The sequence below is a fragment of the Aeromonas sp. HMWF014 genome, assembly GCF_963878295.1.
In the GTDB taxonomy this organism is placed as follows: domain Bacteria; phylum Pseudomonadota; class Gammaproteobacteria; order Enterobacterales; family Aeromonadaceae; genus Aeromonas; species Aeromonas popoffii.
On the sequence record NZ_CAWNYS010000057.1, the window covers coordinates 1 to 12,457 of the forward strand.

The following is a 12,457-nucleotide window of genomic DNA, read 5'->3' on the forward strand; positions in this document are numbered from 1 at the left end:
CTTCCTGACCGGTCTGTTTGGTATCAACCTGGGGGGGATTCCGGGGGCCGAGAGCCCGACCGCCTTCTGGGTCTTCTGCGGCTCGCTGGTGGCACTGGCCACCGGGCTGGCCGTCTGGCTCAAACACAGACGCTGGTGGTAAGGAGTCGTCATGACCATATGGCAATCTTTTGGTGTAACCCTGCTGCTGTTGCTGTGCCACACCCAGATCCGGCGGCTGATCCACAAGAGCCTGCTGGCGCTCGGCCAGAGCAGGCAGGTGAGCGAGAACCGGGTGCTCTACGTGGCCCATGTGTTCCACTTCCTGATCGGCTGCGCCACCCTGCTGATCCTGGCCGGGGTGTGGGGGCTCGACTTCTCCCGGCTGGTGGTGCTCGCCTCCTCCTTCTTCGCCGTGCTCGGGGTTGCCATGGTGGCGCAGTGGTCGATCCTCTCCAACATCACCGCCAGCATCACCATCTTTTTCGCCTTCCCCTACAAAATTGGCGACCGGATCCGCATCCTCGACAAGGACGATTCAGTCACCGGTATCATCACCGAGATTGGTCTGTTCTACCTGCAGGTGCGCGATGACAACGGCGATCTTGTCACCTATCCGGCCAACTTGATCCTGCAAAAACCGGTCAGGCGGCTGGATGGCAAGGGGGCAGAACCGCTGCAACCGGAATGAAAAAAAGCTCCTTACGGAGCTTTTTTTGTTTTGAATGTCGCTCAGCGTTCGAAGAAGCGATAGAGATGTTCGACCTGGATCGGGCAATCCGCCACCAGATGTACGTGCTGGCGGGCCTCTTCGACCGAGCCGAAATAGCGGGGGCAACCCAGGGTGTCTGTCATCTCGTACAACCAGCCATCTTGGCCCCTGAACTCCACTATCCAGCCCGGCAGTATGGCATCCTGCAGGATCTCGGCTTCCTTGAAGGCTTGCTGCTGGTAGAGCAGGCGAAGTTCGCTGACTGTCATGACGTCCTCCTGTGACTCATAGCGTCTCTTCAAGTCTAGTGGCTGGGGCTGGTGGCGGCCCGGATCATTTGGCCGTGTTCAGGCACTCCCAAGCCCAGCGAATGCGGATGAAGGTCTCGGCATCGCCACCGCGATCCGGGTGGTGCTGCAGTGCCAACTCGCGCCAACGGCGGCGGATTGTCTCCTGGCTGGCATTGGCGGTCAGCTCGAACAGGGCCAGTGCCTCCACCCTGTGTCCCGCGCCATCATAACGACGCCAGAAGCGGGTAAGCAGTGCTTCAACCTCTGCTCGGTCGGTCTGCCAGAACACCTGCCAGTCGAGATAGTAGCTGCGCAAATTTTCGCCAATGGCAAAGGTGTGGCTGGCATCTGGGACATTCGTCAGCGGTTCGAGCCGGATATCCAGGGTGCTGATCACCAGCCACCACCCCTCTTGCCAGAGTTCGGCTTGCAGCTGGTAGAGGGCGTTCATGATCAGGAAGTTGACCCGAAACAGCTGCAACTGCTCATCGTCGGCCAGCACCGGAATGGCCCCCTGTTGGCGCAGGGCGGACATCAGCTCGTGCACCTTGTAGCTGCCCGCCGCCTGTTGCAGCAGGGCTAGCAGAGGGGCTATCAGAGGGTTGGTGCTCTGGTCACTCATCACATTCGATTCCTCCGGGTGAGGTGGCTCTTTGTCTGTGGTGTCCGCGGTGCGCTACGTACAGACGAGGTGGTGATGGATCAGAGTGACATTCACTACGGGGCAGGGCAAGGCGCTGTGGCAAGGGAGGCGAAGAAAAAGACCGCCAGCTGGGCGGTCATGAGATTGAGCCGGATTAGATGGGGCTCTCTTTGTGGAGATCGGTGACACAGTCGGCCACCGCCAGCACCAGCGCCGAGCGCACCACCTGATCGAGCCGGTTGAGCTGCATCTGGTAGAAGGCCCAATCCTCTTCGCTGGTAGGGGGCGCCAGTTTCATCATGCCACCCTGATTGACGCCGTGCAGACGGTCGAGCAGGTCGCGGATCGGCTTGTCGCTGAAGCGGTAATCCTTGGGGTCGCGCACCAGAAAGTCGCGGATCTTGAGATAAGCCTCCAGATCCTGATAGCGCTCGAGGGAGATGAGGCCGAGGGCGAAGATGAGCTTGAGGCGTACCTCCAGCTGGCCGAGAGGGCCGCTCTGGTTGAGCAAGGGTTCGATGGCGTATTTGACGGCATACTCCTCCTGACGGAACGCGCGTCGCATCAGGGAATCGACCGCTTCTTCCAGGATGGTCACGGCTTCGAGAAAGAAGCCGCGGGGGCCATCCTGCTCGTTCAGTCGTTCCAGTACTTCATCTTCCTGGTGTGTGGTCATAGGTGTATAGGGTCCAGCTGACAAAGGAGAGAGAGTGCCTCTCTCCCGGTTTTTATCGTATGGGGCTCATCCCCTTGCCATTCAAGCGCTTGGCACGCTATCAGGGCTGGCTGAATGCGCCGCAAGCAGGGTCATTACAAGGTTTCGTAACGGGCGACAATGGCGCGAACCACCTCGCTCTCTTCATCCAGGCCGGTGACGTGGGCCAGCGCTTTGGCCGGGCCAAGCTCCGCCAACAGGTGTTGCAACTCCACCGCCTGCGGGTCATCGGCATTGCGATAGTGCAGCGCCGCGGCGATCCCCTCCTGCAACTGCTCGCTCGGCAGGCCGTACTCCAGCGTGCCGAGCAGCGGTTTCACCAGCCTGTCTCCCGCCGCCAGTTTGCGCAGCGGCTGACGGCCGACCCGGTCAATTTCGTCCACCAGATAGGGGTTGGCGAAACGGGCCAGGATCTTCTCTATGTAGGCGGCATGCAGGCCGGGATCGAAGCCGTAGCGTTTCACCAGTACGGCCCCGCTCTCCTCCATGGCACGGCGCACCTTGCTACGGATCAGCGGATCCTCGATCGCCTCGCGGATGGTGCGATAGCCCCGCAACTTGCCGAGATAGGCGGTGACGATGTGGCCGGTGTTGAGGGTGAACAGCTTGCGCTCGACGAAGGCCATCAGGTTGTCGGTGGGTTCCATACCCGCCACCTGCGGCAGCTCCCCCTTGAACTGGGTCTGATCGACGATCCACTCGCTGAAGCTCTCCACCGTCACTTCCAGCGGATCATCGTTGGCAGCCGCGGCGGGCGGTACGATGCGATCCACCGCCGAGTCGACAAAGCCGACGCAGGATTCGAGCGTGGCATGATACGCGACCGGCAGGTGCTTGAGTACCTCCTGCTTGAGATGCGTGGTGCCGCGCACCATGTTCTCGCAGGCGATGACGTTGAGGGGGGTCAGGTTGCCGGCATCGAAGCGGGCCTGCAGCCCCTTGGCCAGGGTGCTGGCAATCTTGTCCAGAATATTGGGGCCGACCGCGGTGGTGACCAGATCGGCGGTGATGATGCGGGCGATCACCTCGTGACCGGCGGAGCTGACCGCCGCCACGTTGCGCACCACGTCCAGTTTCTGATCCGCCCCCACCACGTGCACCTTGTACTCCTGGCTGTGGTTGAGCTGATCGATCAGGGTCTCGTTGACGTCGGCGAAGGTGACCTGATGACTGGCGTCCGCCAGCAGTTTTCCGATGAAGCCACGACCGATGTTACCAGCACCAAAATGCAATGTTTTCATAAAATTAACCTCTTTAACCAAAGACGATGAAGGACGATTACGCCGCATGCTCGGCACCCAGCAGATCCAGAAACTCCTGGGGATCCGTGGTGCTGGCCAGCCGGTCGATGAGACCGGGTTCATCCAGTGCATTGGTCAGGCGGGTTATCACCTGCATGTGTTCGTCGTTGCACGCGGCGATGCCGATCACCAGTCGCGCCACCTCGTCCGCAGCTTCACCAAAGGCGACGCCGGCCGGATACTGGCAGATGACGATGCCGGTACGCTTGACGAACTTCTTGGCGGCGATGGTGCCATGGGGCACGGCGATAGATTCGCCGAGGTAGGTGGAGACCAGCTGCTCGCGCTCCAGCATGGCGTTGACATAATCGGGTGCCACGTAGCCCCGCTCCGCCAGCAGCTTGCCGGCAGTCCGGATGGCGGCCTCCTTGTTGTCCGCTTTCAGTCCCAGATGCACGTCCTGACGGCTCAGGGTGAACACCTCGCTGGCCTGCGGCGCGTAGCTGTCGTCGTTGGCCGCCACCAGCAGCTGCGGGGTGGCGACGTCATCGTTGGCGGCCCGGGTCAGGCTCTGTACCAGCTCCTGATAGAGGCCGTTGTCGAGGAAGTTGGTGAGCGAGATATGGTGGGCGTTCGGCGCATGGCGACGGGCCCGCTCGGTCAGATCCTTGTGGGTGATGACCCAGTCCACCTGATCGTCGAGCTGATCGATGGCGCGGTTGGTGACACTGATGTCGAGCCCGGCGGCCTGCACCCGCTTGCGCAGCATGCCGGCACCCATGGCGCTGGAACCCATGCCCGCATCGCAGGCAACCACGATATTGCGCACCGCCATCAGTTCACCGCCCGGCTTCTTGGCCGCTGCGGTCTCGGGCTTGCCGCCCTTCATGGCTTTCATCTTGCGAGTGGCTTCACCCAGCGCATCGGCCTCGTCCGCTTCCGGCTGCTGGGCACGAACGAACACGGCGGCGACCAGGAAGGAGACCAGGGTCGAGCTGATGATGGAGAGCGCGACCCCGATCAGGGAGGCTTTCGGCGTCATCAACAGCACGGCGAAGATGGAACCCGGTGAGGCAGGGGAGACCAGACCGGCGTTGAACAGGGTCAGGGTGAAGACCCCGGTCATGCCACCGGCGATCACCGCCAGAATGAGGCGCGGGTTCATCAGCACATAGGGGAAGTAGATCTCGTGAATGCCGCCGAAGAAGTGAATGATGGAGGCGCCAGCCGCGGACTGCTTGGCGGCACCACGGCCGAACACCATGTAGGCCAGCAGCACGCCCATGCCCGGGCCCGGGTTCGCTTCAATCAGGAAGAAGATGGAGCTGCCGTGCTCGGTCGCCTGCTGGATCCCCAGTGGCGAGAAGATACCGTGGTTGATGGCGTTGTTGAGGAACAGGATCTTGGCCGGTTCGACGAAGATGGAGGTGAGCGGCAGCATGTGGTTTTCCACCAGGAAGCCGACGCCACCGGCCAGCACGCCGGAGAGCACCTTGACGAAGGGGCCGATCACGAAGAAGGCGAGGATCGCCAGCAGCATGCCGATGAGGCCAGCGGAGAAGTTGTTGACCAGCATCTCGAAGCCGCTCTTGACGCGCCCTTCCATCGCCTTGTCGAAGCGCTTGATGGCCCAGCCACCGAGCGGGCCGACCATCATGGCGCCCATGAACATGGGGATGTCTGTCCCCACGATGACGCCCATGGTGGTGATGGCACCGACCACGCCGCCGCGCTCACCGCCCATCAGTTTGCCGCCGGTGTAGCCAATCAGCAGCGGCAGCAGGTAGGTGATCATGGGGCCGACCAGCTTGGCCAAGGTGTCGCTTGGCAGCCAGCCGGTGGGGATGAAGAGGGCGGTAATGAAGCCCCAGGCGATGAAAGCGCCTATGTTGGGCATGACCATATTGGACAGGAAGCGTCCAAAATTCTGTATCTTGACTTTGGTATCCGGTGATAACATGTCGGGACCCCGTTTTAAGCCTGTTTGATTAAAAGTGGTAGTCGGGATGACGGGTTTTGCCGAACCTTCATCCCAGTCGTCTAAGCAACTTCAATCTACCAGCTTGTGATCACATTAGGTTGAAAACGGGGTGCCTTGTGACGCACCTCTCAAATATCCAGGCTACCCCCCTCCCTTGATAGTGACCTTGATCACATACAGGCGTTGTAGTTTGGCTACATATCGATCTTCCCTGCTGATAACACACATTTAATGTGATTAAGATCACCTTATTTGGCTTGCGCAATCCCGCAGTCAGTGTGATGTCTGTCACAAACGCATTATTTGTATTCAAATGGGGCAATTGAAGTGACCTCCAATGAGAGGGGAAGGACGATGAATCCTTCGCTTTATACTGTTAATGGCAAATGAGTTAATTATTTTGTAGCCCACTTTCAGTTTCCCACTCAGCTTCTTCAGTCGCATTCCCCCCTCCAGCAGGCCCCGATCGAAGCGTTGACGCAACAGATTGGCAAATAGTGCGCCGCCAGAGCTGGGTCTCCGGCACACCCATGCCGAGCCTGTCAGCACGTATAAAAAAGCCCGCAGAGTTGCGGGCTTATGGATATCCAGTTGTTGACGCCGGGTTTAGTCCGCCTTGGGAGCTGTCTCGGCAGGGGTCTCAGCGCTCTCGGCCACCGGTGCTTCCGGTGCCGGGCCCGGCACCAGCTCGACCGCCGGTTTGGCGATGAGGGAGCGAGTCTCTTCCACCGCTTCGCTCAGCTTGACCTCGATGATCTGGCCCAGCTCGTAGACCACCTCGGTCTTGTCCAGATAGACGCGGCCGTTGTCCCAGTTGCATTCCAGGCGATCCTTGTTGTCGAGGATATGGCGAGCAGGCATGAAGACCACGGCTCCGTTCTCCTGCAGACGTAGCTTGAGACCGGCACGCATCACGTCGATGATCTCGGCGTTGAACACCTTGTCGGTGCCGGCATCGGCCTTGAGGTAACGGACATAGAGCCAGTCACCGATGTCGCGCTCCACCATGCGGTGCAGGCGGCGACAGGCGGTCAGGTGATCGGTCAGTTCCTGGCTCGGGCGCTCGCCCGGGGTTTTGCCGGCGATGACGGCCTTGAGCAGGCGATGGTTGACCATGTCGCCGTATTTGCGGATCGGGGAGGTCCAGGTGGCGTAGGCATCCAGACCCAGGCCGTAGTGGGCACCCGGCTCGGCGGACATCAGCGCATAGCTCTGGAAGCGGCGGATCTTGCCATCCAGCCAGCGGGTATCCAGGTTGTCGATCCAGCGGCGCAGGGCGCAGAAGCCCGACAGGCTGGCGATCTCGTCGCGTTCGAACGGGGCGTCGGCGCTTTTCAGCAGGTCGATGGCGCCGTCGAGGGACTCTTCATCGAATCCTGTGTGGACGTTGAAGATGCCGTAGCCGACACTTTTGCCCAGCACGCGACCGGCGCAGATGTTGGCGGCGATCATCGACTCTTCGATCATGCGGTTGGCGATGCGGCGCGGCTCCACGTGGATGGCCAGCACGGCGCCGTTCTCACCCAGCTCGAAGTCGTAGTCGGGTCTGTCCGGGAACACCAGCGCATGCTCGGTGCGCCATGCGATGCGCGCCTCTGTCATGGCTTTCATCAGCGGCAGCTGGGCCATGACGCCTGCGTCTATGGTCAGCTCCTTGCCATGCTCGGCCCAATCGGAGACCTCGTCATAGTTGAGACGGGCATGGGAGATGATACGGGCGGCGAAGAATTCGGTCTCTTCCAGCAGCAGGCCATCTTCGGCGATCAGCAGGCGGGCGCACAGGGTGTTGCGCTCCTCACCCTCTTTCAGGGAGCAGAGCTCGTCGGAGAGGGTGCGCGGTATCATGGGCACGTTGCGGCCCGGCATGTAGACGGTAAACGCGCGCTGGGCGGCTTCCTTGTCCAGCTCGCTGCCTTCGGCCACATAGGCGGTCGGATCGGCGATGGCGACCAGCAGTTCCCAGCCGTTGTCCAGCTTGCGGATGGCCAGGGCGTCATCCATGTCCTTGGTTTTGGCGCCGTCGATGGTGAAGAAGGGGACCGCAGTCAGGTCGGTGCGCGGCAGCTCTTCCTCCTTGATGACATTCCACTCGGGCAGATCGGCCGGTTCAATCTGGGCCAGGTTGTGGCGCGCCAGCACTACCCACCAGGGCACGTTGTGGTCTTCCTGATCGGCGATTTTGTGGCTGATCTCGGCGGAGAAGTTGCCATCACTCAGGGCGTGACGCTTGAGGGTCGCAACTACCCAGTCCCCTTCCTGGAAGGACTTCTCATCCAGACCCTTCTTGGCGCGGGCCTTGATGGCATCCTTGATCAGCGGATGGTCCGGCACCACGTTGAGGCGATCGCGGAACATCTTCACGCGACCGACGAAGCGGGTCACCGCCTGCTCCAGCAGGGCATCCGGCTCGGCCACTTCCTTCTCTTTTTCGGTACGGATCAGGGCGCTCACCCGGTCACCGTGCATCACCTTCTTCATGTAGGGAGGCGGTACGAAATAGCTGGTCTTCTCATCGACTTCCAGAAAGCCGAAGCCCCGGTCCGAGGCGCGGATCACACCCTCTTTCTTGGGGATGTTTTCGCGGATTTGTTGCTTGAGCTGGGCCAGCAGCGGATTGTCTTGGAACATAAGTGAGGAACCTGAGTGGAGACCTGATGAAGAAACGCCCAGCACTATACGTTTTTACCCCTCCAAAGCCAAGGTGAATGGCCCCGTCAACCCCTGCACAGTGCGTGGCGCCCCTGATCGATCAGGCGCTGGGAGATCTGTTTGTGCAGCCCACGCTCCAGCACCCAGCGGTGCCAGTAGAGGCGCTCGACGAGCTGATGCTGAGGGCTGAGATCGAGCAGGCTCCCCTGGGCCAGCTGCTGGCGGATCTGCAGTTCGGGGATGAGGCAGTAGGCGAGCCCCTGCTCGGCCATGGCGACGAAGGCCTCCGACGAGCGCACCGTGTGGCAAGGGTAGCCGCCGGGTTCCAGCCCGAAGTGGCGCGTCATGAAGCTCACATGCATGTCGTCGCGCTGATCGAAGGCCACCGCCGGCGCCTTGGCCAGCGTTGCCTGGGTCATGCCATTGGGAAAATGGCGGGCGACGAAGGCAGGGCTGGCGGTGAGCAGGTAGCGCATCTCGCCTAGCTCGTCGACGCAGCAGCCCGCCAGTGGCTGGCCGTGCAGGCTGACAGCGCCGAAGGCCTGCCCCTCACGCACCCGGTCCAGGGTGCGGCACTCGTCATCCACTAGCAGGTTCAGTTCGATGGGATGCTGTTCCAGCAAGGGGGCCAGGGCCGGCAGGAACCAGGTCGCCAGGCTGTCGGCGTTGACCGCTATGCTGACCCGGATCGGGGCCTGCGGTTCGTCAGGATCGATCTCGCCGGCCAGCTCCAGTTCCAGCTGACGCACCTGGCGGTAGTGGGCCAGCAGCTTCTGGCCAAGGGGGGTCGCCTGCAGCGGCTGGCTGCGAATGAGCAGCGGCTCGGCGAATTGCTGCTCCAGCTGCTTGATGCGCTGGGAGATGGCGGACTGGGTGATGTGCAGACGCTGGGCGGCCCGCTCGAAGTTCTGTTCCTGCATCACGGCATCCAGCGCCAGCAGCAGCTTGTAGTCCAACGCCTTCATCAGTATTCCTTATCCGTAAAGGTATTTAGAAGGGATGCTACTGGAGTGGCGGCGGCAGGACAACGCTGCGCTGGCCATATCGCCGACAGGCCCGGCTGGCGTGGTGTGCGGGGTGAAGCAGGTTTGTCACTGTGAGATGTGACAGTGGTGGTCAAAAGATATTCAGTGGATACTCCTTTTCGTCCGTTTTTGCATGGGGTGGAAACGGGCCATAGCGAGCACTTTTAATCCCGGGCATTACCCCGGGATTTTTTTATGGTGATTATCACTCAGTGACCAGCTCACGGGCATCGGCATACTCGCCCTGCATGGGCTGGCCGACAGCACGGGCGAAGCGTTCATCCAGGTGGAAGCGTATGCCGACCCCGCGCACTGCGCCCAGATCCACCGCCTGACGGTGGCCGAGCCGCTCCATAGGCAAACCTAGGCGACGAAAGATTCGTTCGGCTGGCATACTTGCTACGCCAATGACCTCCTTTATGTTATTGGTTTGGGCAAAGGCATAAACCTCGCGCAGTAGGACGCAGGTAAGTTCGCTTACCCCGTTGCCCATGCGCGGTGCCCGGTTGGCGTCGATGGCAAGGCGGGTCAGTTCCCACACGTCGTTGCTACGTGGCGCCATTTCGCCAGCGAGGGCGGTGGGGAAGATGCTGGGCAGCATGTAATCCTGGGCGCAGCTGAGCAGCCGGATGCAGCCACATAGGCCTTCGTCATCTTCGATCAGCACCCAATGGGTGTCGGGGGTGTCGAAGCCGTCTCGTTCCAGGCCACGGTGAGACTCCACATCCCAGCCTAGGCGGTCGGAAAAGACGCGCTTTCTAAAACGATAGAGTTCATTCTCCAACTCATAGCGTGGGTGATCTCTCAATTTTCCTGTGAAAACAAGCATTCAGGTGTCTCCATTTCAATGTTCGGCGCTATAATCGAGGCCCTGGCCAGGGGGGCTAGCATATGAAACAAGACCAACTGTTTGAGTACCTTGAACACTTCACTTCGGTAACTGACGGGGATCGTCTGGCCGAGTTGATCGGTCGATTCACGATCGACATGGGTTACGACTATTACGGATTTACGCTGATCATTCCCATGTCGATGCAAAGGCCCAAGGTGGTGCTGTTCAATCAGTGCCCCGATTCCTGGGTGCAGGCCTATACGGCTAACCATATGTTGGCTTGTGATCCCATCATCCAGTTGGCTCGCAAGCAGACCTTGCCCATTTATTGGAACCGACTGGATGAACGGGCGCGTTTTCTGCAAGAGGGAAGTCTTGATGTGATGGGGTTGGCGGCGGAGTTCGGGCTGCGCAACGGCATTTCGTTTCCACTGCACGGTGCGGCGGGGGAAAACGGCATACTGTCGTTCATCACCGCCGAGCGGGCGTCAAGCGATCTGCTGCTGGAGTCCTCGCCCATCCTCTCCTGGATGTCCAACTACATCTTCGAGGCGGCGATTCGGGTTGTGCGGGTCAGTCTGCGGGAAGATGACCCTCAGGAGGCCCTGACTGACCGGGAGACCGAATGCCTGTTCTGGGCCAGTGAAGGGAAAACGTCGGGTGAAATTGCCTGCATACTGGGGATCACGGAACGTACCGTGAACTACCACCTCAATCAGGTTACCCGTAAAACGGGGTCGATGAATCGCTACCAAGCCATCGCCAAGGGGGTGAGCAGTGGCATTTTGCTGCCCAATCTGGAGCAGGTCGTGGTCACCAACTTCCCCAAGCTGATGCAATAAAACCTGATGATTCTCGGGGCAGAGCGACAGGCTCACAATTGTCAGATCATGCAATTGACAGTTGGTTCCGGATGGAATTCATTCCTGCCCTCAGGATTTCGCTTTATTAGAGAAATGAATCAGTCAGCAGATTAATGAATTTCTCTGAACATAGTGCCGACTTTATAGTACTGTCCACTCATTCTGCTGGACGGTTCATTCATGTTTGCAACTATCCTGCAAGGCTTCACTCTCGGCCTTGCCATGATCATTCCCATCGGTGCCCAGAACGCCTTCGTGTTGAGCCGGGGCATCCACCGTAACCACCATCTGTTGGCGGCGACGCTCTGCTGTCTGTGCGATCTCATCCTGATCGGAATTGGGGTCTTCGGTGGGGCCAATCTGCTGGCGGCGAGCCCCCTGGGTCTGGCGCTGCTGACCTGGGGTGGCGTGCTGTTTCTCGGCTGGTTCGGCATTCGCTCCCTGCGCAGTGCCTGGCGGGGGCAGGGGGCTGCACTGGCGGACTCGCCCCGGTTGATGGGGTTAAAGAGCGTGCTGGCCATGACGCTCGGGGTGACGCTGCTCAATCCTCACGTCTATCTGGATACCCTGATGCTGCTCGGCTCCTTCGGCAGCCAGTTTGCCGAGGAGTTGCGACCGGCCTTTGCAGCCGGGGCCATGTTGGCCTCCCTGGTCTGGTTCTACAGCCTGGCATTTGGCGCGGCTGCGCTCTCGCCCTGGCTTGCCCGCGGCAGGGTCCAGCAAGCTATTGATACTATTGTTGGTTTCATCATGCTGGGGTTGGCGTTGCAACTGGTTAGCGGAACTTTGCTGACCTCATAAGGCTTTTTTTGTGTCGTACCTCATAAAAATTAATCCCAGCTTCATGCCCTGACATATTCGTCTGTTAAATTCCTGCCGCTGGTAAAGCGACACTCATAATAAAAGGAACAAAACAGTGAATAAAACCATGAAGCTGGGTGCTATTGCAGCCATAGTGCTGTTGTCTGCCTGTAGCAACGAAAACGACAGCAAGGCGCAACCGGGAACGGTTGCCCTGCGTCTGATCCAGACCTCCGATATTCACTCCAACGTGCTGGGGTTCGACTACTACCAGAACAAGGAGGATCGCAAGTTTGGCTTCTCCCGCACCGCGCTGCTGATCCGCGCGGCCCGCGCCGAAAACCCCAACAACCTGCTGCTCGACAATGGTGACCTGATCCAGGGCACGCCGCTGGCGGATTACATCTTCGAGCAATCCGGTGCCGGCTACCTCGACAAGCAGGCCCATCCGGTGTTCAAGGCCATGAACGAGATGGGCTATGACGCCGGCAACCTGGGTAACCACGAGTTCAACTACGGGCTGGATTACCTCGCCAAGACACTGCAGGGCGCCAAGTTCCCCTATGTGAACGCCAACGTGTTCGAGGCGGGTGCCTTCAAACGCGATGCCAAGGGGCAAATAGACTGGAGCGGCAACAAGTTCAAGCCTTATCTGCTGCTTGAGCGCAAGGTGAAGGATGACAAGGGCCAGTTGCAGACCGTTAAGGTGGGCATACTGGGACTGAC

13 protein-coding genes are annotated in these 12,457 nt (G+C 60.0%); 5 read left to right on the top strand and 8 right to left on the bottom strand.

The window, feature by feature from the left end:
- Together AAC083_RS02220 and AAC083_RS02225 are read left to right on the top strand one after the other, a co-directional pair.
- A partial coding sequence (locus AAC083_RS02220; protein ID WP_308811038.1) for a CorA family divalent cation transporter occupies nt 1-142 on the top strand: 142 nt, incomplete at its 5' end.
- A 9-nt stretch (nt 143-151) separates the two neighbouring features.
- A complete protein-coding gene (locus AAC083_RS02225) occupies nt 152-670 on the top strand; it encodes a mechanosensitive ion channel domain-containing protein (RefSeq protein WP_108537918.1) in 519 nt (172 codons plus the stop codon).
- Between the two features lie 41 nt (nt 671-711).
- Here AAC083_RS02225 and AAC083_RS02230 read toward each other — a convergent pair whose 3' ends face one another.
- From AAC083_RS02230 to AAC083_RS02265, 8 genes are all read right to left on the bottom strand, one after another.
- Nucleotides 712-960 (bottom strand): hypothetical protein, encoded by a 249-nt coding sequence (locus tag AAC083_RS02230; RefSeq protein ID WP_108537919.1) that lies wholly within the window; start codon nt 958-960, stop codon nt 712-714.
- A 64-nt stretch (nt 961-1,024) separates the two neighbouring features.
- Nucleotides 1,025-1,603 (bottom strand): DNA-J related domain-containing protein, encoded by a 579-nt coding sequence (locus tag AAC083_RS02235; protein WP_108537920.1) that lies wholly within the window; start codon nt 1,601-1,603, stop codon nt 1,025-1,027.
- 175 nt (nt 1,604-1,778) lie between these two features.
- Nucleotides 1,779-2,300 (bottom strand): MltR family transcriptional regulator, encoded by a 522-nt coding sequence (locus tag AAC083_RS02240; protein ID WP_108537921.1) that lies wholly within the window; start codon nt 2,298-2,300, stop codon nt 1,779-1,781.
- Nucleotides 2,301-2,434: 134 nt separating this feature from the next.
- Nucleotides 2,435-3,580 (bottom strand): mannitol-1-phosphate 5-dehydrogenase, encoded by a 1,146-nt coding sequence (locus tag AAC083_RS02245; protein WP_181364885.1) that lies wholly within the window; start codon nt 3,578-3,580, stop codon nt 2,435-2,437.
- Between the two features lie 37 nt (nt 3,581-3,617).
- Nucleotides 3,618-5,540 (bottom strand): PTS mannitol transporter subunit IICBA, encoded by a 1,923-nt coding sequence (locus AAC083_RS02250; protein WP_108537923.1) that lies wholly within the window; start codon nt 5,538-5,540, stop codon nt 3,618-3,620.
- 627 nt (nt 5,541-6,167) lie between these two features.
- The gene (locus AAC083_RS02255; RefSeq protein ID WP_108537924.1) at nt 6,168-8,189 is read right to left on the bottom strand and encodes an exoribonuclease II; all 2,022 of its coding nucleotides are present in this window, start codon (nt 8,187-8,189) and stop codon (nt 6,168-6,170) included.
- Between the two features lie 86 nt (nt 8,190-8,275).
- A complete protein-coding gene (locus tag AAC083_RS02260; protein ID WP_108537925.1) occupies nt 8,276-9,175 on the bottom strand; it encodes a LysR family transcriptional regulator ArgP in 900 nt (299 codons plus the stop codon).
- Nucleotides 9,176-9,440: 265 nt separating this feature from the next.
- A complete protein-coding gene (locus AAC083_RS02265) occupies nt 9,441-10,064 on the bottom strand; it encodes an acyl-homoserine-lactone synthase (protein ID WP_108537926.1) in 624 nt (207 codons plus the stop codon).
- Nucleotides 10,065-10,126: 62 nt separating this feature from the next.
- Here AAC083_RS02265 and AAC083_RS02270 point away from each other — a divergent pair, with 62 nt between their 5' ends.
- From AAC083_RS02270 to AAC083_RS22820, 3 genes are all read left to right on the top strand, one after another.
- On the top strand, nt 10,127-10,909 hold the full coding sequence (locus tag AAC083_RS02270; protein WP_108537927.1) for a LuxR family transcriptional regulator: 783 nt from the start codon (nt 10,127-10,129) through the stop codon (nt 10,907-10,909).
- A gap of 201 nt (nt 10,910-11,110) precedes the next feature.
- Entirely contained in the window at nt 11,111-11,731 is a 621-nt protein-coding gene (gene lysE, locus AAC083_RS02275) for an L-lysine exporter (protein WP_042038676.1), read from the top strand.
- A 127-nt stretch (nt 11,732-11,858) separates the two neighbouring features.
- Nucleotides 11,859-12,457 (top strand): metallophosphoesterase (locus tag AAC083_RS22820; RefSeq protein WP_258224862.1); only part of this gene is annotated, 599 nt, incomplete at its 3' end.

Excerpts from the sequence above, each read along its gene's own strand:
- AAC083_RS02240 (WP_108537921.1), bottom strand. The coding sequence starts at position 2,300 with ATGACCACACACCAGGAAGATGAAGTACTGGAACGACTGAACGAGCAG.
- AAC083_RS02250 (WP_108537923.1), bottom strand. The coding sequence starts at position 5,540 with ATGTTATCACCGGATACCAAAGTCAAGATACAGAATTTTGGACGCTTC.
- AAC083_RS02230 (WP_108537919.1), bottom strand. The coding sequence starts at position 960 with ATGACAGTCAGCGAACTTCGCCTGCTCTACCAGCAGCAAGCCTTCAAG.
- AAC083_RS02225 (WP_108537918.1), top strand. The coding sequence starts at position 152 with ATGACCATATGGCAATCTTTTGGTGTAACCCTGCTGCTGTTGCTGTGC.
- AAC083_RS02270 (WP_108537927.1), top strand. The coding sequence starts at position 10,127 with ATGAAACAAGACCAACTGTTTGAGTACCTTGAACACTTCACTTCGGTA.
- AAC083_RS02235 (WP_108537920.1), bottom strand. The coding sequence starts at position 1,603 with ATGAGTGACCAGAGCACCAACCCTCTGATAGCCCCTCTGCTAGCCCTG.
- AAC083_RS02245 (WP_181364885.1), bottom strand. The coding sequence starts at position 3,580 with ATGAAAACATTGCATTTTGGTGCTGGTAACATCGGTCGTGGCTTCATC.
- AAC083_RS02260 (WP_108537925.1), bottom strand. The coding sequence starts at position 9,175 with ATGAAGGCGTTGGACTACAAGCTGCTGCTGGCGCTGGATGCCGTGATG.
- AAC083_RS02265 (WP_108537926.1), bottom strand. The coding sequence starts at position 10,064 with ATGCTTGTTTTCACAGGAAAATTGAGAGATCACCCACGCTATGAGTTG.
- lysE (WP_042038676.1), top strand. The coding sequence starts at position 11,111 with ATGTTTGCAACTATCCTGCAAGGCTTCACTCTCGGCCTTGCCATGATC.
- AAC083_RS02255 (WP_108537924.1), bottom strand. The coding sequence starts at position 8,189 with ATGTTCCAAGACAATCCGCTGCTGGCCCAGCTCAAGCAACAAATCCGC.